Here is a 24,004-nt window from a genome sequence, read left to right on the forward strand (position 1 = left end):
CCCGCCAGTAAAATGAAAAAACCACCGAAGTTCGGTGGTTTTTCTTGAGTCAGAATAAGGTTAGTACGTTTATGGATAAAGCCCTTTACCAAACATATTAAATATGCGCGCGACGCCTTGGGTAAAAATCATTGGCTCCGTCAGTACCGTTAAACACAAGCAATCTTCACCAACTTTAGTATATGGGCTGTGTTTTACTGAGGCATCTCGAATCATCAAATCCCCTTCTTCGTACTGACCATCTTCATCACTAAAGCCGCCATGCAAAATTAATGTTGACTCCAGCCCTTTATGAGTATGCTGGGGAATTTGCATCTCTTCCCCTATGTACATCAAACTCACTCGCGCCTCTTCGCCTAAGTCAATTTGAGCACTAAATACCTTGCCACCGTAGCTTCTCCACGAGCCTACTAGATCAGAAAAGCGCACTAACGTTTTAGGAAGATCAAAGCTTTTACCCGCCACATTGACCTGGGCTGACTCTTGAATCTCAATATGGTCAGTAATAGGCTCAGCGTTAATGATGTTATGAAACATATCATCAAATTCAGGCACATAATCTGAAGGGATATCGTTCACCAGATTTGCCTGACTCGCTTCAACTTGGTTAACATAAGCGCGGCAATTTGCGCACGTTTCTAAATGGGTTGCGACCACAAGACCAGAAACTGCATCAATGCTGCCCGAAGCGTATGCTTCTAACAAGTTGTTATCTGGGTGTTTGTTCATAGTTGCTCCGTATGCATTGAATGCCTCAGCTTTTCTACAGCAAGCCTTAGCCGGGATTTCACGGTACCGAGTGGTATATCAAACAGTTCTGCCACTTGCTGGTGCGGCAACTCTTGAAGATAGACCGCTTTTAGAACATCTCTTTGATTTTTCGGTAATATATCTAAAAATTTAACCACCTGCTCTTTCAGCATATCTTGCTCTGGGGAGTAGTGGTCAACCAAATCAGGCGGATAATACTCTGAAGGCCAAATGTCATCAGAATGAATGTGCAGTTCTTTACCCTTTTGTTTTCTCAACATGTCAAAACACAGGTTACGTATTATGGTGTATATCCAAGTTGATAAAGCACTCTTTTCACCATCATAAAGGTGGGCTTTCTGCCAAACCGTTGCCATCGTTTCTTGCACCATTTCCATCGCAACTTGTTCATTGCCAACATGCTTATAGGCGAACTGCTTCAGTTTGGGGGCATAAAAACGGAACACAAAAGCGAACGCATCCTGATCACGAGCCTTCACTTTGGTCATGCAATCATTCCAATCACTGCGTCCCAACTTTTTTGGACTATCACTCATCATAATCGGCCTTAATTAAAGGGAGGAGAATTCTCCTCCCATTCGTCCTAATCGGTGATGTCATCAACCAACAGGTTGAAGCCACCGTTATTACTATCATCGATAGCAACTACTTGATATACAACACCGTCCGATAATGTGACTGGTGCCGAATCAACAGCAACCGTACTTGGATCGCCAGCCACTGTCACGGTTACATAATAGGTGCCTGCAGCAACGTATATTCCTTGTAAGCTCTCTTTGTACGCAAAGTTAGTAAAGGTTGGATCACTGCCGTCAATACCAGTGCTTGTTGTAAGGTAAATATCGACCATGCTTGCTATCGGATTAGCTGCTGCGTGTGTCACGTTTAGTGTTGCACTAGTGGCGACTGCTCGTCTCATATCTTCGACAACTAACGCTTCAATATCAATCGCAGGGTTTACAACGCCCACCGCATAAACACTATAGTCCATACCGCCGGATACCATTAAGCCATCTACATCGATAATTGGGTCAGTCGTCGTACCGTCAACAAATACGTCTATATCGTACGCACCTGGTTCAAGATCTAGATAACCTCGAACGTCTTTGAATGCTAAGTCAGCTAGCGGTGCAAATGGTGCTCCATCAACATTAATATCAACCACAGGAGCACCATCAACAAGGTGTCCTACTCGCGCTTCCGCTTGGCTCCCTTTATCTTCGACTATAGAAGAGTCCGAGCCATCCAGAACCAATAACTTAACTGGCGAAGTACTAGTAGAATCTGCCGTATTGATCGCAGCTATCGTCAAGTCTGCATTTGCTGGTAGTGGCACGGTGCCAGAATCAAAGGCGACGGTATTACCAACGGCGAGTCGAACCTGATAATCTCCCGCAGGTAGGTTGAGCACCCCCGTTGATGCTTTGTATGCAAGATTGGCAACTGGCGTTGAACTTGCTAAGTCAATACCAGGCTTGGTGACATAAAGATCAACGGCTGGAACGCCTGACGCCGCATGAACCACCTGAACATCGAAACTATTCGCATCTGCCATTGAATCTTCATTTCGCGTCACTACAAGTGGTTCCACTGGGTTTGGAGTGCCATCTGCATCGCCGACAACGAACACGCTGTAGTAGAGGTCAGAGTCGAGGTCCAACTCCGTATTAGGTATCACAGTTACCGTTTCACTCCCCGGTAGCTGAACATCAACCCGTATCGAGTTCATCCCTTCACGCAACTTTAAATAGCCAGACCCCACACCATAGTCTACATCAGTCAATGATGGTTGATTGTTAATCCACACATTTGCAAGCGGCGCATCAGCAGACGCATGTACGGCTTGCAAATTGGAATATTCGATAGAGTCACTGTCAGAGCCACACGCTGCCAATCCTAACGCTGCTACCACTGTTAATGCAGCTTTGCTAAATCCTTTCATATCCTTGCCTCTTTGTTGTTGGTCGGGGCTTCTATGGCTTCCGAAAGAAATTGCAAAGCAGGCAGACAATCTTCTGCCCCCACTAGCTTTTCAAACAGATGACAATCCAATGGCAATAACTCAATCCAACGTTGAGTAACCCATGCCAGATCATCGTAAAATCGGTGTTGGTAGAGATTCCCAAGCTGTGGAAACTCTTCGTAAACATGTGCTAGCTGCTGACTTAGAAAAATAAAGTCAGGAGAGTTAACTGGCTGTTGCCAATTTTCTAACCATTCAACTTCAGCATGGCGTAACCCGTCCGAGTCAGCACGCACACGTTTGACGATAAACCGTTTTTCACCCGTTACGGTGATACCAAGAAGCCCATCACTGAGTAATTCAAAATCAACGATTCTGACCAAAGTTCCGATAGATGAAACATTCCCCACGTCTTTTGGATCACCCTCACCGCCAACAAGACAAACACCAAAACCAAGATTTTGCAGGCTACATTCCTTAACCATACGTTTGTATCTTGGCTCAAAAACTCGCAAATTCATTTTGCCTTCAGGAAGTACAACTGAAGTGAGTGGGAATAGCATGACTTCTTTCATTCAAACGTCCTCTTTGATTCACCGATACATACGACTCCCTTATCATTCCGATCACTAACGATTTATGTTGGTTAATCGACTGGCTTAAAAAGTCACAAAATCGCCCAACAAACAGACGAAAATCACAAACTCACTGCAAATCAATGCAACACCCAAAAAGTTCCGTAAATAAAGATAATTTCGTGACGAACCTCACCAAAAACGTTCAATTTTGCACCCTTTATCACTTTCATTTGCGATTTTTATCGCTATTATTCCAGCCAATTGGAGAGCGCAGCACAGATTGCGTGTTCTGAATCATAACAAACAACATAGAGAGTCCCCTTATGCGTAAATCACTATTAGCACTTGGTGTTGTAACCGCTTTTTCAACAATGCCGGTGCAGGCAGAATATCTATATGGCTTCGGCAGCATGTATACAGATTACCAAGTTTGGGATCATGGCTTTGGTAACGACAACGACAACTTTGGCAATGACATCAGTGATCGCAACCAACTTGTAATCGGTATTGAAGGTGGCGCAGCATTTGACTGGGGGCAAATTTATGGCTTCTATGATTACGAAGGTGTAGACCGAGCTGGTGATGACCGCGGTGCGTCGACAAAAGGAACAATCCATTACAATCTAGCTGATTCAGGGATCTCATTGTACGCTCAGATTTACAACACTGATGCTGACAAGTCTGCCTTACATGAACAAAACCGCGTTTTAGGTCTTGGCTACACAGGCCTCAATGGTGATGGTTGGGCATTTACTCCGTTTATTGGTGTACACCAAATAAACAACGGTAGTATCAGCGGTGATAACGGTGGTATGTTCGGATATGTAGGTTACTACAATTTCAATCTAGCCGATCAAAACTTCACATTCTCAACTTGGAACGAACTAGAATTCGCTCGTAACGATGAATATTCTAATATTCAAAGCACTGATTTCGGAAGCAACCAAAGTTCAGAAAGCTGGGGTCTAAACGGCAGCCTAAACCTACTATGGAACTTCCACCAAGATTGGTCTGCTGGTGTGCTATACCGCTACACAGTAAACAAGCTAGCTCGTAAAGATTACCAAGACTTACTGATTTACCGCCTTCAATACAACTTCTAATCTAAGTTGTTATCAAATAGAAAAATGGCGCCTTTTGGCGCCATTTTTATTTGCTTTCCTTTTTTCCCTCATTATCCTTGCAGCAAACCTTTTTAATGAGAGCGTTTGGTGAACATTCTAATTCTCGGCCCCGGAGCAATCGGCTCACTCTGGGCGACAAAACTCCAACGTGCTGGGCACAATGTTTCCTTGTGGGGAAGACGTTCAGAGAGCCAACAAACGCTTCAACTGGATGACTCGCCTGCAACGACCTTTTGTAATCAAGCTATCTCTTCGGTAAACCATGCAGATCTCATCTTGGTCACCGTCAAAGCTTGGCAAGTGGGAGAGGCTATTCGACCTCTCATGTCACATATCAACCCAGACACGGTTATCATGCTGATGCACAACGGCATGGGTACGACTGCCACTGTGAATAGCCTGTTTCCAGAGAACCCGATTGTGATAGCCACTACCACACACGGCGCATACAAGCCAAGTCGCGAACAAGTGCGACATACTGGCCTCGGACACACACAAATGGGTGGCTTTAATGCCAAAGGTACGCAGTGTGTTTTTCTGCAAGACGTCATGGATCACGCATTGCCAGAAGTCTCTTGGAATCCCAACATTCATACTGCGTTATGGACAAAACTCGCCATCAATTGTGCTATCAACCCACTTACCGCTATTCATCAGTGTAACAATGGCGCTCTTGCGGCTTCAGCGTTTAAAGTTTCTCTTGAAAATATCACTAAAGAATTGGTTAAGGTGATGAACAAAGAAGGCATTGCCATCGAGTTTTGCTCTCTTTTCGATATGATTATGCAAGTGGTAAAGGCGACGGCCGAGAACTACTCTTCAATGAAACAAGATGTATTTCACCAACGCCAAACGGAAATCGACTTTATTACGGGTTACTTACTCCAAGCCGCAAAAAAACATCACATCGAAGTGCCTGAAAATATGAAACTTTACCAACAAATTAAACAGATAGAGCAAAGCTGGACACAACAATGAATCAAAAAATCTTAGTACCTATCGCGTCAGGAACCGAAGAAATGGAAGCCGTGACCATTATCGATATGATGGTTCGTGCAGGATACGACGTCACGGTAGCGAGTGCTGCTTTTGATGGTGCATTGACGATGAAAGCCTCTCGCGGCGTAACGTTAACCGCGGATTATAAGCTGGTAGATATCGCCGATAGTGAGTTCGACGTTATTACTCTGCCAGGCGGCGTAGGCGGAGCAGAGGTTTTTCGCGATAGCACAGTAATGATAGAAATCCTTAAACAACATATTTACGAGGGCAAACTGGTTGCGGCTATCTGTGCCGCCCCTGCATTGGTGTTGCAACATCATGATCTTTTTCCGCAAGCCCTAATGACCTGTCACCCTAGCTTTCAGTCTCATATCCCAGAAGAGAAATGGCGCAGTAAACGCGTGACCTTTGATATCAACCATAACCTGATCACCAGTCAGGGACCTGGAACCGCATTAGAGTTTGCGATGGAAGTGATCATTCAACTTTCAGGTAAACAGCATGCATGGTCAGTGGCTGAGCCTATGATCCCGCTTCCGACTCTGCACTATCACAAGCTTGGTGAAGAATAATGTTTGACGTAAACGCTGTACGCAAGCAGTTTCCCGTTTTTAATCAAGTTATTAATGATTCATCGCTGGTGTATCTTGATAGTGCGGCGACAACGCAAAAGCCGCAATGTGTTATTGATGTCATTAGTCACTATTACAGTGCTCAAAATGCCAATGTTCATCGTGGTAGCCATCGCTTAACGGCCAATGCCACCAGCCAGTTTGAGGCGGCGCGAGAAGTGGTTGCCGATTTTATCGGTGCGGCAAGCAGTAAAGAAGTCATCTGGACGCGAGGGGCGACAGAAGCCCTTAACCTGATCGCTCAAACCTATGCTCGTTGTACGTTAAAATCGGGTGATGAAATCTTGATCAGCGAAATGGAACATCACGCGAATATCGTTCCATGGCAAATTGTGGCAGAGCAAACGGGCGCTAAAATCATTAAGGTGCCTATGACTCCAGACTGTCAGTTTGACATGCAAGCCTTTACTACCCTGCTTTCTGAACGGTGTAAGATCGTCGCTTGCGCGCAAATCACCAACGTGACCGGTTCTCGTCAACCGATAGAGAAAATTACGTCTTTAGCACACGATGTAGGCGCAGTCGTGGTTGTCGACGGCGCGCAAGGTGTTGTTCATGAACCACTGAACCTTGCCGATCTCGACATCGACTTTTACGTGTTCTCTGGTCACAAACTTTATGCTCCGGCAGGCATTGGCGTGCTGTATGGCAAGCTTGAATTGTTAGAAGCGATGCCACCTTGGCACGGCGGCGGTAAAATGGTGGAAAAAGTGTCGTTTGAAAAAACAACCTTTTCTGCGCTGCCAGGAAAGTTCGAAGCTGGTACACCAAACGTCGCAGGAGCCATCGCACTAGCAAAAGCCATTGAATGGTATCAAGAGTTTAACCATCAACAAGTGGAAAGCCACCTTCATACACTTCAAGATAAAACCTACCAAGCGCTAAATCGAATGGAGGATATCCATATTCTAGGGTATCAGCCAAATGCATCAGTACTGACTTTCGTCATGGACGGCGTTCACCATCAAGATATAGCCACACTTCTGGATCAACAAGGCATCGCCGTTCGCGCAGGGCATCATTGTGCTCACCCGCTAATGAACGCACTGAATGTCAAAGGGACGGTCCGTGTTTCATTTGGTATTTACAACACGTTAGAAGATGTTGATAAGCTTATTACTGCCGTCGAGAAAGCCGTCGATATGCTGTAAAACTCACCGTCTATCGATCTCACAGTCTATTGATGTAAAAAAGGGTTGAAGCCATTTGGTTTCAACCCTTTTATCTATTCTTGTCTGTATGCTAAGCCGTTATTGGGCTTGCGCTTTGATTTGCTCAACAATCGCTTTTAAACCATTGCCACGAGATGGACTCAAATGAGCAATTAATCCCAGTTGTTCGAAGTAAGCATCAATATCAAAAGCTTGAATTTGCTCAGCACTTTTACCGTCGTAAGCCGCCATCACTAACGCAATCAAGCCACGGACAATACGTGCATCAGAGTCAGCACAGAAAGACCAAACACCATCTTGCTCTTGGCTTACCAACCATACCATGCTTTCGCAACCGGACACCGTCACTTGCTCTGATTTAAGTCCTTCCGGCATTTTGGGCAGTTTTTTCCCCCATTGAATGACCTGACGGTAGCGATCTTCCCAACCTTTAAACTGCTGCATAGCGGTGACAATATCATCGCTCGTGATGTCACGGCCAAATGGAGACACTGGAAAATCAGTCATGATGTACTCTTCTCTCTGATACTTTGGGGCTAGTTATATTTTGTACTTTTGAATCAGCTTTTCAACGATGCGCGATACCGCCACAAAACCGAACGTGGCAGTCACGACCGTTGCCGCACCAAAACCACTGGCACAATCCATTCGCTTTGGGCCTTCCGCGGTCGATTTGATCCCACATACCGAGCCATCCGCTTGCGGATACTTCAGTTGCTCAGTTGAGAACACACAATCAATACCGAACTTACGTGCAGGATTTTTAGGGAAATTATGATGACGTCGCAAGGTATCTTTGATCTTCTTCGCCAGTGGGTCTTGAATCGTCTTCGTCAAATCAGCCACCATAATCTGCGTCGGATCAGTTTGGCCACCAGCACCACCCGTTGTGATCACTTTGATCTTGTTGCTACGGCAGTAAGCCAGTAAAGAAGCTTTTGCTTTCACACTGTCGATCGCATCCAACACGTAGTCGAACGCTTTACTTAAGTACTCATGTTGGTTATCTGGCGTGATGAAATCGTCTATCAGATTGACTTTACATTCTGGATTGATCAGCTTCACGCGTTCGGCCATCACTTCAATCTTGCTTTGACCCACGGTGCCAGACATGGCATGAATTTGACGGTTGATATTGGTTACACACACGTCGTCCATGTCGATCAGCGTTAGCTCACCAATACCAGTACGTGCTAGTGCTTCAACTGCCCATGAACCCACGCCACCAATACCAATCACACAAATGTGGGCTGCGCGAAGGATCTCTACTTCACTGTTACCATAAAGACGGCGTGTGCCGCCAAAACGTTGATTGTAGCTGTCAGAGGCCGGAGTATCGAGTTCACGCATATTGAAGTCCAGATGAGCGATAGAAAACAAAGAGTGCGTTTTATACGCACTCTTTTGAGAAATGTCTAGATGAGCAAGAGGGAGCCCTCTTTACATCAAACGGCTATTATAACTTTTCTGGCGATAAAGCCCAAGGCGCTTGAGTGGGCGTATTTTCTAACCCTAACTTCCACACTCGACCAAAATGCTTGTAGTGCCCCGCTTCTGTTCCTGCTCTCGCACCAATGCCATGATAGAGATCCAAATGATTCTGTTTTACCGCACCGCCGGTATCGAGAACGATTAAAATTCGAAGTTGATGCGCGCCGCTCCAAGTTCCATCAGCGTTCAATAAGGGCACTTCTGCTAGAATCGGCGTCCCCATAGGAAAGATTGAACGGTCACCCGCCACCGATGCCATCGGCAGCAAGGGAATCCCCGCCGACCCCGTGACTGGCGCTTCTGCTTTCGGCGCAAAGAACACATACGATGGATTTTGCTCTAACAACTCACGGACCGTTGCTTCATCATTTTCCAACACCCACTCTTTAATGGCCTTGAGTGACATTTTTTCACGCGGTACTTCACCACGTTCAATCAAAATTCGGCCAATACTGACGTAAGCTTTATTGTTCTTTCCCGCGTACGCAAAGTATTCCAACGTGTCGTCATCTTCAAAGTGCACGTAGCCACTGCCCTGCACTTCCATCATAAATGGATCGATACGATTCGGCGCATAACCTAATACCAGCCCTTTTCCTTCTAGCTCGCCATTATAGATCTCAGCACGTGTTGGACAATCAGATGTACAATTTGGCTTGCCGTAAACGGGGTATTTAAATACGTCATTGGGTTGATGACGCAATTCCATTACCGGAGAATAGTAACCCGTAAATAAGACATTTCCTTTTTTATCGCCGCCGCCTAACTGCGCCGCTTGAATACCATACGCACTCAAGGCATTGGTTTCGCCGCTTTGTTGCGCCCATTCACTCAATCGTTGGTATAGCGGTAGATACATCAGCGCCATCGACGGTGAGTTAATCACCACCTGCTCGGCTTGCTTATTAAATTCAGTAAAATCGCGTGGTTTGTTGGACTCAACGACCTCCACTTTGTTCAAGACCTGAGAGAACTCATCATCAAGGTATTGCTGAGCGCGATCATTTTGCTGAGCACAACCAAAAAGTAGGCTCAAAGTAACGATTGGAAGGAGTTTTTTTAACACGTGACTTTTCCGTAATAGAAGGTAGCAAAAGGATGACAAACAAAAGCAAATGACGCAATTGAAAAGCGACGACAAAATGTTTCAACACTAAGCCTCTCCATTTACCTGTTGTCATTTCATCCATTTAGAGATGCGCACATGATATCAGTAGAAGAATGACAGAATTGTCCAGACAATGTCTGAAATGATGTTGCTACTTTCAAAAGGAGAGTCTTTACACCTTCACGTGAAAACCGCTAGCGCACCACCAAATCAGCGTGTTCTTCTAAGCGAAATACCGGAAGATAATGCGCATTGGCATCCAACTTCATTTCGGCTGGTTGTTTACTGACAAAGTCAAAGTGGCGCTCGTTCGAGCCAACTTTATATGAAAAAGTATCACCATCAAAATCAAAGCTGGTGGCAAGCGTTGAACCATTGACAGTAACACCACGCTCACTCAGCACAAACTCTTCACGCGCATAGGGGGCCACATCTTGTTCGACCCAACGACCGTAAATCGTCGATTTTTGAATCGGAGGATTAATATATCTCGTGATTAAATCACCATATAGCATACACACAATAACGGTTCCAACGACGGCTAAAAGGATCAGAGAACCTTCTAGGCATTGACGAAACATTGATTTCTTCGGTGGTTTTGACAGATTTGAAGCAGTGATCGCAGCATTCTTATTGACAGCTGAAGGCATGAAGTTCACGAGTTTAGAAAAGACTCCGGCATTGTAACTTTCCGCTATAACAGGACCAAGAACCCTACTCCATATGTTTGTGCTTTGTTCCAAAATTTCAACTTGCCACAAACTGAATAAAAAGGCATTATTTTAACATAACTAAACAAAGGAATGGCAGTAGTGAAAATTCGTAGTACCGCTCTCGTAAAAGGATTCCGTCAATCAACACCCTATGTTAATGCACACCGTGGCAAAATCATGGTGATCATGCTCGGGGGAGAAGCGGTTGCACACAAAAACTTTGGCAACATCATTAATGATATCGCTCTAATGCACAGCCTTGGCATTAAAGTCGTTGTGGTATATGGCGCGCGCCCTCAAATTAATCAATTACTAGAACAACAAGATTTGACGACGCCATACCACAAAAACATTCGTATCACCGATGAGTCCGCTTTATCCGTTGTTATGCAGGCCGCTGGACAACTACAACTGACGATCACAGCTCGCCTTTCTATGAGTCTCAACAATACTCCAATGGCGGGGACCCAACTAAACGTCGTCAGCGGAAACTATATTATTGCTCAACCACTAGGGATTGATGAGGGGATCGATTATTGCCACAGCGGACGCATTCGTCGAATTGATACCGACGCTATAAACCGAACACTGGATCAAGGCTCTATTACTCTTTTAGGTCCAATCGCAAGCTCGGTCACTGGTGAATGCTTTAATCTCTTGTCGGAAGAGGTTGCGACACAACTTGCGATAAAACTCGGTGCAGATAAGTTGATTGGTTTCTGCTCTGAACAAGGTGTGATCGATAACAATGGCAATGCGGTCGCAGAATTACTTCCGACTGAAGCTGAACATGTCATCAAAACCCTCTCAGAAAACACCTCGCCTAACTCAGATTACAATACCAGTACTTTGCGCTTTCTTAAGGGATCCATCGCGGCTTGTCGTGCAGGCGTCCCTCGCGGCCATTTGATCAGCTATAAAGTCGATGGTGCATTAATTCAGGAGCTGTTCTCTTTCGATGGAATTGGCACCCAAGTGGTGATGGCCAGTGCGGAGCAAGTTCGCCAAGCGAATATCGACGATATCGGTGGTATCTTAGATCTTATTCGTCCGCTCGAAGAGCAAGGCGTACTCGTCAGACGCTCCAGAGAACAATTGGAGCAAGAGATTGGAAAGTTCACCATCATCGAGAAAGACGGTTTGATTATCGGGTGCGCAGCGCTATACCCATACCTCGAAGAACGTAAGGCAGAAATGGCGTGCGTGGCTATCCACCCTGACTATCGAGACGGTAACCGCGGCTTGCTATTGCTGAACTACATGAAGCACCGCTCTAAATCCGAAGGGATTGATCACGTTTTTGTCCTCACGACTCACAGCTTACATTGGTTTCGAGAACAAGGTTTTTACGAAGTCAGTGTGGATTATTTGCCCGGCGCTAAACAGGGCTTATACAATTTCCAACGTAAATCGAAAATCTTAGCACTCGATTTATAGAACGCGATTAGACATGCTTGCGCGCTCTGACAAGCTGTATTGTGCGGTTATAATATAATCCACTGTAATTGTTCACCTAAAGTACAATCACGTAAAATATGCAAAGCATTACATTGAAATTTGGTTTAAAACTAGCTTTTCAATACTCACATGGTTGGCTATACTCCGCGCTAGTGATTGGTTTTTAACCAATACAAATGGATCTAGGTGATGGTATTCCACCTTCACCCTAAAATGCCGGACAATTGAAAAACTAGTTAGCTCGGTATTGCACACCAAGGACAGTTGTTTATCTGACTTTTTAATAAGCCGAGACCAACACTGTTATGAAAACTGTCGTTTGTAATTCACTTCAAAGCTTCTGGGATATGGCTGACAATCAGTTTTTAGAAGGGCTAGACGTTCACTGCGTATTTCCGGTGAATGATGCAATTCGTGACTTTATCCTCGCTTACCAACAGCAGTATAAAATTCGCAGCGTGTCGTTTACCAACGCGTTTTCCAAGCACGAAAATACCAGCCGTAGTCACCAACAGGTCGTTCTAGCGGGTTAAAATACTCGATAAAGGTGTTACAATTTTTGATTTTAGAATAACCACTTATCGAAAAAACGCCTAGTTATTCCGTACTTTCCCTCCGTTTATCCTGATCATTGACTTGTGACTATCATTGGCACAAAAAAGACCGAGCCTATCGCTCGGTCTTTTCGTTTTTAATTCGCGAGCCGCTGCACCAGACCACTAGCACGCGTTGTTTGGACCTTAATCCCTCGCTTCAACACATTCAATTCAGCGTAGAGGGCTAAGCGTTTCTTCGCTCGGGTGATCCCCGTGTATATTAGCTCACGAGTTAATATCGGGCTAAAGTCTGGTGGCAGAATCATCAAGGTGTAGTCAAACTCACTGCCTTGTGATTTATGAATCGTCATCGTATAAGCCGTTTCATGCTCTGGCACTCGGCTTGGCAATATCGATTTCACACTGCCGTCTGGTAACTCGAAAAAGACTTTTAAGCGTGACTCTTCTTCACTGTCGTCACGCATGCAAATACCAATATCACCGTTATACAACCCCAAACCATGATCATTGCGCATCACCATGACGGGCCTGCCGTGATACCAAAGCTCATCTTGCACCTGGATCAACTTGCGCGCTGAGAGTGCTTTCTCAATACGCTGGTTTAACCCCGCCACACCAAAATCGCCTTCACGGCTCGCACACAGCAATCGGCATTGGTTAAATGTGTCTAACACCGCTTTGGCTTTTCGGCTTAAAGACTCGGGCTCTCCTGTGTTTGGGTCAAGTTCGTGCAGCCCAAGGCGCTTGAGATAGCGACCGTACTCCTGTACTAACGTCTGAATCATTTGGTTATAATGTTGGCTACTCAGGACAAAGTGCTCAATATCTGAAAAATCACGCGCCCAGACACTATCAAGGTGAGCAGCGGATCCAGAGTTAACGGCTTTTGCCAGCTGGCCAACCCCCGAGCGAGCATCGAATCGGTAACTCTTTTGCAGCATACACAAGCTATCTGCGATGCTGGAAGTACTGTTCGTACTGTGCACTAAGGTGTCAAAACCGGTCAGCCTCGCCACAGCCGAAGCTTGCTCTTTGCCGTAACCCAAAGCATAAAAAGAACAGATATCCCCTAAAACGGCTCCGGCTTCAACCGAGGCAAGCTGATCTTTATCGCCAAGGAGGATCAGACGTGCATGTTTAGGCAAGGCATCCACCACTTTGTACATCATGGGCAAGTCGACCATCGAAGCTTCATCAATCACTAAAATATCCAAATGCAGTGGATTGTGTTTGTTATGACGAAACTCAGCACTATTCGGTATCGCGCCCAATAAGCGATGTAGTGTGCTCGATTCGGTCGGAATGTTTGCTTTTAAATCCGGCGAAACCGGTAGATCTTGCACCGCTTTGCCTATCGACTCGGTTAATCGCGCTGCGGCTTTCCCCGTCGGGGCCACTAACTTGATGGTGAGATTTTTTTCTTGCGTCGCCTGTTCAATCAAAGCGGCAAGCAATTTGGTTACCGTGGTCGTTTTCCCCGTTCCCGGTCCACCAGAAATCACAGCAAACCGACGGGTTAGCGCGACCGCCGCCGCGACTTTTTGCCAGTTTACACAAGCAGAAAGTGGCACAAGTTTATCCAGCGATTGTAGTTCCTGAACCTTGTTAGCCTGACGTAAAACAGTGTCAATCGCTGACCAGTCCAACGCATCGCTTGCGACCACATCAAGATGGTCACACACCAATTGCTGACGCAAGACTTGGTTGCTGTTCCCGACTTCATTCGCTTTGGCGAGTGCGTTAAAAAGAAAATGATATTGACGCGCAAACAAATGGTTAAGCAATTCAGACAAACGCGCAAACTCTTGCGGCTGCAAATTCACCGCCGCGCCCAATTGATTGAGCTTCTCTGCTAATGTCACTTCATAGTGCCAATAGCGATGCAAGTATAAACGTTGACCATCAAACATTAATGGTAAGGCCTCACCTTGCGCGCCGACCAAGGTGGCGTTTTGTAAGAGTTGAATCCAGTCAACACTTTGCAGCTGAGTGTTGAGCGCTAATGCGGATTCACCGAACAACCCCAACTTACTGGCAACGTCGGTAGGCTGACCTTGCGCATCAAACAAAGCCAAACAGATATGACCTTTGCCAAGCTCGCTACTGACAACACCCGCGATAAATGCCAGTGCCTGACCCTCAGCTTGCTGCTTGCACTGAGCATAAATAAAACGTGCAAATTGATAATCGAGCTGACGAATCGCTCCTTTGTGTGCTAAACGCTCTAATATCGTCATCAGACGGTCTTGGTCAGATTGAAGATTATGATTTGTCATTACTACAGTAGCTCCATCTGCCCAGCTTGCGTCGAACGCGTTTCTAGCGTTTGACCATCAATCAAACGGTCCATTTCTTGTAAAAACGCGAGGGTTGGTTTAGCGGCAAAAATACCGTGATCGCTTTGCCCATCCATACCGCGTAAGAACAAGTAATACACGCCACCAAAGTGTTGCTCATATTGATAATTGGCCAGTCGGCTACGTAAGAAGCGGTGCAGTGCTAAGGCGTAGATCTGATATTGTAAATCGTAGCGGTGATCTGCCATCGCCGATTTAAGCGCCTCACCGTGGTAATGCGCCACCTCATCGCCAAGATGATTCGACTTCCAATCCAGAACATAGTACTTACCTTGATGTTCAAATACCAAGTCAATAAAACCTTTCAGCATCCCTTGCACCGTTTGAAAGCCTAAATCCCCAGCTTTAGCAGACAACGGGTCATGCCGTTGAATAACGCGGTTTAGCGCGGGGGCAGACAACACTTCGATTGGGAGCAAAAACTCCATTTCCACCAGTCGTTGTGATGGTGTCTTTTGATTGAGTAGCAAAGACTTACCATCCAACGGCGTGGCAAGTACGCTATCAATCAACTGCTGTAAAATTGGTAACCACTCTTCATCCAGCTGCTCACTTTCCATCAATCTGAGGATAATCTGGGTATTCTCTTCGGTCGTCGCAAGTTGGGTAAACTCAACCTCTTCAAACAAACTATGCAGAAACGTCCCCGGACGAGCACCACGCGGGAAATTAAAAATAGAACGCTCTGGTTCCATCAAATCCGCTTCGTCCTGCTCTTCAGAAGAATCAATATCGAAACCAGTGATTTCAATGGTCGCGTCGTGCTCAACATGATGAGAGCCCTGCTTCACCAACCCAGAATAACTGGTGATACGCCAGTTTCTATCGATAGGATTTTGCAGCTCTTTCGCGCTAAGATCGTGTATTTCTTCTTGTGGCGCTACGTACTTCTCTTCGAGTTGCTGCGGCGGTTCTGTCACAACGACACAATCAAGCTCGTCTTGTTGCTTTGCTAAACCTTGGTGCAAATCGTTGATACCACCTTCTTGGCCGTTTTGTACCAAATACCCAATCGCGCTGTGGTGTACTCCGGTCGGCTCTTTGGTTGATCGGCCATTCCGCAAAGGTGAGGCACCGATAAAGCAGGCATACACGGCCCGTGTTAGTGCCACGTAAATCAGACGCAAATCTTCTGCGAGACGCTCTTTGTCGGCTTGCTTCATTGATGCTTCATAGCCTGTGATATCCAGTACCGTACGGTCATTAACAGCATCGTAATATTTCGCTTCGCTGGCTTGTCGATAACTAAAAGCAAACGGTAAGAAGACTAAGTCATATTCCAAACCTTTTGATTTGTGAATCGTTACGATCTGCACCAAATTACGTTCGGACTCCAAGCGTTGAATTTGGTCATCACTGCCACCTAAGCCACTTTCTGCATCACTAATAGATTGAGCTAACCAGCGCAGCAAGCCATGATCGCTGTCCAGTTCATTACTGGCTTGCTGCAGCAGCTCCCCCATGTGCATTAAATCAGTCAGTACTCGCTCACCATTTTCACCCTGTGAGCTCGCACCTTCTTCTAACAGTCGTTCAGCAATATGGCGCTTGCTGATCACCGCTCTTAGCATCGGCAGAACACCACGCTGCACCCAAAGTTTGCGATACTCTTTGAACTCATTGACTGCGTTTTCCCAAACGGTTTCATCGTTATTCAGCGCATCCAAACTGGCTGCATCCAGGGCAAATAGCTCAGAGGCTAAGCTTGCACGCAGCGCACGGTCATTTTCTGGAGTCAGCACCGCTTGCAGCAGGCGCTGTAAATCTTGAGCCACCGAGCTAGTAAACACGCTGTCTCGATTGGACAGGTACACGCTGGCAATACCTTGGTCCGCCAGCGCTTGTTTGATCATTCGTCCTTCACTCCCCGTTCGAACCAGTACCGCAATATCGCCAGCTTGGACGTTTTTTTGCTTTTCGCCGTTCACCAGACACGCTTGCCCTTCTTTTGCATAAGTCAAAATAGTCTGGATTTGGCTTGCGGTTGCCTCAGCCATTCGAGTCAGATACTCGCCTTTAGGGAGTGGTTTGTCGTCCGCCTCTTGCAACCAGTAAGTCAATGCCGGTTGCTTTTGACCACCCATGACCCAAATGCGTTTTTCGGCATTAGGACTGTAATTAACGGGTAAGAACGGAATGTCCGAATCATAGATAAACGGGCTGTCTGGCAAGGCGAACACTTGGTTCACCGCCTGTACCATATCCGCACTTGAACGCCAGTTAGTGCCTAGTGTGTAGTGGGCACTGACTTGGTTACGCGCTTTGATATAAGTGAAAATATCGGCACCACGGAAGCCATAAATCGCCTGCTTTGGGTCACCGATCATAAATAAGCCACATTCTGGATTGTTCAGATAAATACGGCTGAAAATGCTGTATTGCAGCGGATCAGTATCTTGGAATTCATCAATCATCGCGACGGGATACAACGTACGAATTCGCTCGGCCAGTAACTCACTTTCGTCGCTATCGATAGAGGCTGAAAGCTGGGTCAACAAATCATCAAATGAGAGCCATTGTTTCTGGTTTTTCGCGCTTGCCAACATCAGCCGACACTGTTCAATCGCATGAGCAAGTAATGGGGCTTTTAGGCTGATTGGGTTAGCAAGAAAAGCTTCGATAACTTCAAATACAGGGTGTTGCGGCGCACTGCCTGTCGGGGTTTTATCTAGCAGAACATGCTGGGCAAACTTCTCCAGTTTATCTGGGTAATCGTAACCTGTGGTTTCCGTTGCTGCCCAAGCGTTTACCACCTCTAACCAAGTCGGCAGAGACTTTTTAGTGTAGCTGCGTTTGTTGATATCAGAGCCCGATATAAGCGCTAAAAAATCATCTTGGCTTTCTCGCCACTGCGCTTTTAATTCATCAATTTTTTTCAGGTTTTCGGTATGCAGCTCGGCCAAACTGCCCTGCATCGCCGGCACTGACAAACTTAGAGGCGCTCCCGTTAAATAATTGCTGATGTCAGATAACAACGCTGCGGGTGAGCCCCATAACTGACGGATCTCGCCAGCTAAAGTGAACGGTAATGGATAGAAATTCCTGCGCCAATAGTCAGCCACCACCTGAGCTTTAAGGTGACTTTCATCTGTGACAAATTCGTTATTAAATCGGCTGCCAGATTCAAAAGCATTTTGGGTTAGCATCCGTTGGCAGAAACCATGAATGGTGTAAACCGCCGCCTCGTCCATTTGACGCTCGGCTTGCAACAAAATTTCAGCGGCTTGTTTGTGGTCTTCCACTTCTTCAAGCAAAGGAAGGATAATGGGATCCGAGCTTTGCCCGCGCGCAAACGCAATTCGCGCATTATGAATTCTTGCCCTAATGCGCTCGCGCAGCTCCGCGGTGGCGGCTTCGGTAAAGGTTACGACCAGAATTTGGTCGACCGTTAGCGGGACGCGATGCTTGGTTTCAGTACGGCCGTGCCCAAGCAGAAGGCGCAGATATAGCCCCCCAATGGTGAACGTTTTGCCTGTGCCTGCCGATGCTTCTATGAGTCTCGCCCCATGCAAAGGGAACCTCATTGGTTCTAGTGGCGTTGATTGCGGTGGCCTAGTATTCATTAACTCTGCACCTGACATTTGATCCATAATGCTGAATCTCTCCGGATTATCGACTGGGGCGTTTCGCCTAATAACTGTGATCTATCGTTAAACTTCTATTAATATGCTTAACAAGTTGGAAAATTTAGAGTTTTGTGGGATCTTTCTCACGGTTATCCATCATTTGTACCGTTAGTATGCGCCACACGAGACCAGCCAAGCCTGTCAGGCGGCAACACTCAAAAAGTATCATGGTCCCTCTGACCTTGTGGCCGTACAGCGAACGCCCTACAAAAAGAATGATTTTCTGGCGGCCACCCTACACTCCCTTGTTGTTAACCGTTGTTAACCAATGACCCCCACTACGCTTTGTCCTCTTCTGCGTCTTGCGCAGCCAAGCGAGCACCTTGCAACACTAAAGCCGTTAATAAGCGCACTTCCGCCGCTAACTCTTCATTCCAAACGGGCCAAATTCGAGAAATATACGCGTTGTTGCCTTCGCCTTTACTCATGAAACCATCATTGAATGCACCGGTCATTTTCTTCACAGACTTCGCTTCGTCATCAACCCACTGTCCACGGCTAAATCCTGCTTCCACGCACGCTAACGCGGTTCTTGGGAAGTAAGGCAGTGGCTTGGTCATGCCTTCAAAAAATAAACGCACCAACTCAGTGAGCAATTGTTTCGCATGCTGCGTATCGGCAATTTCTGGGTAAACTAAATGCATCGCGCCTTCTTTACGATCGTAACCAATGATGTGGGTTTTCTTCGCATAACCCGATGCCGACATGGCGAGATGATCGATCCATGCCGCAAGGTAATCTTGCGCTCGGATTTTACCGCTTCGGTAACGAATTAAACCGGACTGATAACACTGAGTCAGCCAGCCAGTCAGGCGCACTTTTTTCTCTTCGCCTTCATTGCCCTCAAATAAAGAATCAAACGTCAGATCGATTTCTAAATCGTCTTGAAGGGCACCCGATAGAAACGCCAGTTTGTCTACCAACTCCTCAGCTTGCACTCGGTTAGTTTCAAACTCGAGATCACCAAACGCCCCCACCGGCAGTTTGCCTTGTGCGCGCTGTTGACTCATAAAGTGTTTAAGCACCTCTGTTTTTTTCTCTGGCTGCGTCAATGTCGTTTCGAGCAAAGCTTCTAATAGTGCATCACGCATCTGATAGCTTTCAAGGCCACCTAAAACAAAGGGTTCATCATCTTCCATGACTGGCAGTGGTGGCTCAAAGGTCACTTTCAGACGGCGATTGAAAAAATACTGTACCGGTAAACGCCAAAAACGTTGCAGCTCCACTAAATCGAGTTCAAACGGAAATGTAGCGCCCAGCAAGTAATCATCCAATTCACGATTAAAATCACGACGAACCTGACCTTGAGATAGACGGTTCTGGGTCAATGCCGCCGGGATCCACTCTTTGGCATAGCTGGTGTCCGCCCCTTGGAAAGCTTGAGGACTAAATGGCACCATGGCGTGGGTATTCACTAACGCGTTTAATAAATTGTCGCCAGACTCATCCACAGGCAAACCTGCATCACCGCTTAAACAGTAGTTTTGGTGGCAGTATTCCATCAGCTCAGAAACCAGAACCGAAGGCACTCGCTCGGTGTTGTCTTGGATTGAACGGCCAACATAACTGATGTAAAGCGTTTGCTGTGCGGATAGCATTGCTTCGAGGAATAGGTAACGGTCATCGTCTCGGCGCGAACGGTCGCCCGGTTTGGTTCTTCCCGTCATCAAGTCAAAGCCTTCCGGCGGCATGGAACGCGGGTACACGCCGTCATTCATCCCCAGTAGACAAACGGTTCTAAACGGAATAGAGCGCATCGGCATCAGGGTACAAAAGTTCACTTGACCAGCCAGGAAGCGCTGGCTAACGCGTGTTCCAGACAGTTTATTTTGTAGATATTGGCTGATGATCGCTGGGGAAAGCGGTTCATCAAAGGCCGCCTCGACCAACTGTTCTTTGAGTTGACTAAGCGTGTCCCGAATGGATTTCAGCGCCATTTCGCCTTCTAATTCAACCGAGAAAAAGTCATCCAGCAGAGAAATCAATGTCTCACGCCAGCCATCAATGGTTTGAACCTGAGAAAGCTTGCTTCGGTATGTACTGATTTGTTGAATAAAGTGGGCCAATTTGCCAGCCAGTTCTGCGCCTATACCTTGCACTTCATTATAGGGAGACAAACTACCTTGCTCGGTTTCAAACAAGCCCACCGAATCTGGCATCGCATAGCCGAGCAACATCCGCTGAATACCAAACTGCCACGTATTTTGGCGAGTTTCCGGCAGTTCAAATTCACGTCCGGTATTGGCATCCAATCCCCAACGAATACCCGACTCTTCCACCCACTGTTTGGCTTGCAAAAAATCGTCTTCACTGAGCTCAAAACGCTTTAAAATCGCTGGCGTCTCTAGCAGCTCAAGTAATTCAGAAGCCAGACAGCGTGTATTGGGTATGTTCACCAACTTCATGAATGCCGCAAGAATTGGACTTTCTTGATCCGCGGCTCGGTCTGAAATCGAATACGGAATAAAACGCTCACCCGGTGCGTTACCAAAGACCGCCTGAATTGCAGGACTGTAGGCGTTGATATCCGCAACCATAACAATGATATCGCGCGGCTTTAAGGTTGGGTCTGCATCAAACATCGCAAGCAATTGATCATGCAGCACCTCCACTTCACGCATTGGGCTGTGACAAGCGTGTAGGCTCAGTGATTTATCACCCAAGCTAACCACTTGTTTGTGATGACTGTTTTCGATCTGTTGGTCATCTTGATGTTCTTCAAGATTGAGAATATCCGCTTGCAATTGATGGAGCAAACTGCCGCGTTCCACATCTACAAACGCCTCAATCTCATGGGATTCCAGCTGAGATAACAGATACATGTTATCTCGCCCGAGTTTCCCCATCGAAGCCAGAAGACTGTTGCCGACTACATCGGTGTGCAGTTCATCAATCACATTCTCTTCCAATGACCCTTTTAACTGCTCAGTTTCACCTTGTACTTCGGAATGCTCCTCTTGCCACACAACATGTTGACGATGTTTGGCAGCCAAACGAGCCAGATATTTGCGATCACGAACTTCCCCCCAGTAATAACGACAAGGGTTGGTGAACATTAAATGTACGTCGATATGCTCACCAATCGCTTTAAGCGCATCCATATAGCGGGGCGGCAAAGAGGAGATACCAAACACAAACAATCGCTTTGGCAGATGGTCGAAATGGCCGTTAAAGTTTTCTAATGTGTCGATGAATTGTTCATAAAGATTGGCACGATGATAAGGAGACTGACCTAGTGATTCCGTGTGATCATACAACGCTTGCCATAAAATAGGCTGCCATGGATGGTCTTCTTCCAGTTCAGCAACCGTTTGCCCAGCTTCCCAACTGGCAATCCACTCCGGACGGTACACTAAGTAACCATCAAAAATATCAGCGATTTTTTCTGCCAACTGGTACAACTTGGAGTGGTCACTGTCGTCTTTGAGGTATTGCGCTAACGGCGCGAATGCTTCTTGATTTAAAAGCCCCGGCAGCAGATGCATCAGCTTCCATGTCATTGACTCTTTATTGAAAGCACTGCGTGTTGGTACATCAGACAACACTTGCGTGAACATTTCCCAAATAAAGGTGGCTGGTAATGGGAAGTTGAGGTTTGCTGCCACACCAAACTCTTTCGCTAACTCCATTTTTAACCATTGGGACATGCCTGGGCTTTGCACCAATATTTGTTCTTTTTCGAACGGATTTTCCAATGGACGCAGTCGAATCAGTTCAACAAGAAGTGATTTAAGAACGTCAACTTGGTTGGAGTGGTAAATAGTAAACAAAATGGAAACACCGCGTGCCGATTGAAACTGTTCGCTAGCTTAGCATAGCCCTATTTATTCCCGCAGTGATCTCGTGTTCGTAAACAGCAAAAGGTTACATATCCCCCACATCGTGATGCCTCATTATGCAGACGCTAATGTACGGAAGACAGAACGAGCAATCATTCTGGACGAACAGAGCAATTGCAACAACAATCATTAAGAGGTTCAGAACGGTTAAAAGTCGAGACAACTTAAGCTTATATAGACCTTACCAAATACGAGATACATCAACCGCTGAGATAACGCCCCCTAGTACAGACTGGACAAGCAATTAAGGAATTGAAGATGGATTACATTACCGACTACTACCACTCTTTTCTTGAATCTGTGTCCAGCAGAAATACGTACAGCCAAATTGGTATTATTATTGCCATTTACTTGTTGGCTTATCTTTTGGCAAATCGTGTCTATAAGTATGCCCCTATTCTTCGAGAGCCGCCTTCACCACCAAATAACTTTCCGATCCGCACATTCATTTTTCGCTGTGGTAAATTGTTGTTTCCTATCTTTGCGATTTTTCTTTTACGAATATCACTCGAATTCAGCCAGATGTACATTGAAGATGGTTGGGTAATCAAAGCCGCTTTTGCGATTGCGATTCTTTTATTTTTCAACTCGTTCGTTAGTCAGGTTATTACTAATCCTATCGCTATCATCGCTTTTCGATGGATAGGTATGCCTATTATTATTTTCTATGGCGTCGGTGTTCTTGACGATATCGTTACCGCTCTCCAATCGATGTCGATTGTCCTCGGTAACATTCATCTTTCACTATATGGCCTTATCAGAACATTAATATTTGGTTCCTTACTTTTCTGGCTCGGACGCGTTTCCAACGCGACAGGACAGACCATCATCCGTAAACAACAATCTCTCGATTTCCGAACTCGAGAAATTGTTGCCAAAGTCTTTGAGATAGGACTTTTTTTTGTTGTTATTCTGCTGATCCTTCAGCTAATGGGAATAAACCTAACGACGCTAGCCGTGCTCGGCGGTGCGATTGGTGTTGGGCTTGGCTTTGGCTTGCAAACCATCGCTTCCAACTTTATTTCTGGGATTATTATCATTTTCGACCGCTCAATTTCTGTAGGCGATTATATAGAGCTTGAAGATGGTCGTTCTGGAGTAGTCACGGAGCTAAATATGCGATCGACAACCTTAGAAACATTTGATGGCAAAGACATCGTTGTGCCAAACGAAAAATTTATTTCCAGCTCATTTACCAACTGGACACATAAAAATACCAAACAGCGTTATCGTGTTGATTTCTCCGTTGCTTATAAAACAAATGTGCGCAGTATGGCAGAGTTAATCAAAGCCGCAGTAGCCTCTCACCCACAGGTATTGAGTGGGGCCTCGGTGCCCTTTGAAGAGCGCCCAGATTGTGAAATCGACAGTTTTGGTGACTCTGGAATCAATATGTTTGTCGAGTTTTGGATGGAGGGCATCGACGACGGTCGCAACCGAGTTGGTGGTGACTTATTATTGATAATCCTCGAAACATTGCAACACAATGGCATTGAAATACCATTCCCACAAAGAGATATTCGGGTAACTTCTATTAAAGACAGCGACGAACTTCAGGATAAACGTTAAATGCAGCATAGCCTTCATCCACCCCATAGAAAAAGCCTCTTAAG

General features: G+C 46.1%; 18 protein-coding genes. 7 read left to right on the plus strand and 11 right to left on the minus strand.

Annotation, left to right across the window (positions count from 1 at the left end; all coding sequences use genetic code 11):
- Positions 1-69 precede the first annotated feature (69 nt).
- The 4 genes from AC3D28_RS07515 to AC3D28_RS07530 are packed head-to-tail and all read right to left on the minus strand — an operon-like array spanning position 70 to position 3,309.
- A complete protein-coding gene (locus tag AC3D28_RS07515; RefSeq protein ID WP_098414987.1) occupies positions 70-729 on the minus strand; it encodes a ChrR family anti-sigma-E factor in 660 nt (219 codons plus the stop codon).
- Positions 726-1,310, minus strand: a complete 585-nt coding sequence (locus tag AC3D28_RS07520; RefSeq protein WP_098414986.1) for an RNA polymerase sigma factor — start codon at positions 1,308-1,310, stop codon at positions 726-728. Before AC3D28_RS07520 ends, AC3D28_RS07515 begins: the two co-directional genes overlap by 4 nt.
- Before the next feature lie 44 nt (positions 1,311-1,354).
- Entirely contained in the window at positions 1,355-2,713 is a 1,359-nt protein-coding gene (locus AC3D28_RS07525) for a DUF4397 domain-containing protein (protein ID WP_488534408.1), read from the minus strand.
- Positions 2,710-3,309 (minus strand): LON peptidase substrate-binding domain-containing protein, encoded by a 600-nt coding sequence (locus AC3D28_RS07530; protein WP_098414984.1) that lies wholly within the window; start codon positions 3,307-3,309, stop codon positions 2,710-2,712. The genes AC3D28_RS07525 and AC3D28_RS07530 overlap by 4 nt, the downstream gene beginning before the upstream one ends.
- A gap of 326 nt (positions 3,310-3,635) precedes the next feature.
- Here AC3D28_RS07530 and AC3D28_RS07535 point away from each other — a divergent pair, with 326 nt between their 5' ends.
- The 4 genes from AC3D28_RS07535 (at position 3,636) to csdA (ending at position 7,221) form a co-directional block, all read left to right on the plus strand.
- Positions 3,636-4,415, plus strand: coding sequence for an outer membrane protein OmpK (locus tag AC3D28_RS07535; RefSeq protein WP_488534409.1), 780 nt, complete (start codon positions 3,636-3,638; stop codon positions 4,413-4,415).
- 108 nt (positions 4,416-4,523) lie between these two features.
- Entirely contained in the window at positions 4,524-5,414 is an 891-nt protein-coding gene (gene panE, locus AC3D28_RS07540; protein ID WP_488534410.1) for a 2-dehydropantoate 2-reductase, read from the plus strand.
- The gene (locus tag AC3D28_RS07545) at positions 5,411-6,010 is read left to right on the plus strand and encodes a DJ-1 family glyoxalase III (RefSeq protein ID WP_488534411.1); all 600 of its coding nucleotides are present in this window, start codon (positions 5,411-5,413) and stop codon (positions 6,008-6,010) included. The genes panE and AC3D28_RS07545 overlap by 4 nt, the downstream gene beginning before the upstream one ends.
- Positions 6,010-7,221, plus strand: a complete 1,212-nt coding sequence (csdA, locus tag AC3D28_RS07550; protein ID WP_488534412.1) for a cysteine desulfurase CsdA — start codon at positions 6,010-6,012, stop codon at positions 7,219-7,221. Before AC3D28_RS07545 ends, csdA begins: the two co-directional genes overlap by 1 nt.
- 99 nt (positions 7,222-7,320) lie before the next feature.
- Here csdA and csdE read toward each other — a convergent pair whose 3' ends face one another.
- The 4 genes from csdE to AC3D28_RS07570 form a co-directional block, all read right to left on the minus strand.
- Positions 7,321-7,749: a cysteine desulfurase sulfur acceptor subunit CsdE gene (gene csdE, locus AC3D28_RS07555; protein WP_488534413.1), complete on the minus strand. Its 429-nt coding sequence runs from the start codon at positions 7,747-7,749 to the stop codon at positions 7,321-7,323.
- Positions 7,750-7,782: 33 nt separating this feature from the next.
- Positions 7,783-8,592, minus strand: coding sequence for a tRNA cyclic N6-threonylcarbamoyladenosine(37) synthase TcdA (gene tcdA / locus AC3D28_RS07560; RefSeq protein WP_098414977.1), 810 nt, complete (start codon positions 8,590-8,592; stop codon positions 7,783-7,785).
- Between the two features lie 106 nt (positions 8,593-8,698).
- Positions 8,699-9,799, minus strand: coding sequence for a murein transglycosylase A (gene mltA / locus AC3D28_RS07565; protein WP_488534414.1), 1,101 nt, complete (start codon positions 9,797-9,799; stop codon positions 8,699-8,701).
- A 236-nt stretch (positions 9,800-10,035) separates the two neighbouring features.
- Positions 10,036-10,491, minus strand: coding sequence for a DUF2850 domain-containing protein (locus tag AC3D28_RS07570; protein WP_098414975.1), 456 nt, complete (start codon positions 10,489-10,491; stop codon positions 10,036-10,038).
- A gap of 162 nt (positions 10,492-10,653) precedes the next feature.
- Between AC3D28_RS07570 and argA the strand changes: the two genes are divergently transcribed.
- Positions 10,654-11,991, plus strand: coding sequence for an amino-acid N-acetyltransferase (argA, locus tag AC3D28_RS07575; protein WP_098415881.1), 1,338 nt, complete (start codon positions 10,654-10,656; stop codon positions 11,989-11,991).
- 326 nt (positions 11,992-12,317) lie between these two features.
- A complete protein-coding gene (locus AC3D28_RS07580) occupies positions 12,318-12,545 on the plus strand; it encodes a hypothetical protein (RefSeq protein WP_488534415.1) in 228 nt (75 codons plus the stop codon).
- A 158-nt stretch (positions 12,546-12,703) separates the two neighbouring features.
- On the opposite strand, the gene recD is transcribed toward AC3D28_RS07580, so the two are convergent.
- The 3 genes from recD to recC all read right to left on the minus strand — a co-directional run bounded on the left by recD (position 12,704) and on the right by recC (position 22,322).
- Positions 12,704-14,845: an exodeoxyribonuclease V subunit alpha gene (gene recD, locus AC3D28_RS07585; protein WP_488534416.1), complete on the minus strand. Its 2,142-nt coding sequence runs from the start codon at positions 14,843-14,845 to the stop codon at positions 12,704-12,706.
- Between the two features lie 2 nt (positions 14,846-14,847).
- Positions 14,848-18,516 carry an exodeoxyribonuclease V subunit beta gene (gene recB, locus AC3D28_RS07590; protein WP_488534417.1) on the minus strand — a complete coding sequence of 1,223 codons (3,669 nt, stop codon included), beginning with the start codon at positions 18,514-18,516 and terminating at the stop codon, positions 14,848-14,850.
- Positions 18,517-18,830: 314 nt separating this feature from the next.
- Positions 18,831-22,322 (minus strand): exodeoxyribonuclease V subunit gamma, encoded by a 3,492-nt coding sequence (gene recC / locus AC3D28_RS07595; RefSeq protein WP_488534418.1) that lies wholly within the window; start codon positions 22,320-22,322, stop codon positions 18,831-18,833.
- 327 nt (positions 22,323-22,649) lie between these two features.
- On the opposite strand from recC, the gene AC3D28_RS07600 reads away from it, so the two are divergent.
- Positions 22,650-23,960 (plus strand): mechanosensitive ion channel family protein, encoded by a 1,311-nt coding sequence (locus tag AC3D28_RS07600; protein ID WP_488534419.1) that lies wholly within the window; start codon positions 22,650-22,652, stop codon positions 23,958-23,960.
- Positions 23,961-24,004: the final 44 nt, after the last annotated feature.

The organism is Vibrio sp. TAP-3B (assembly GCF_057784735.1).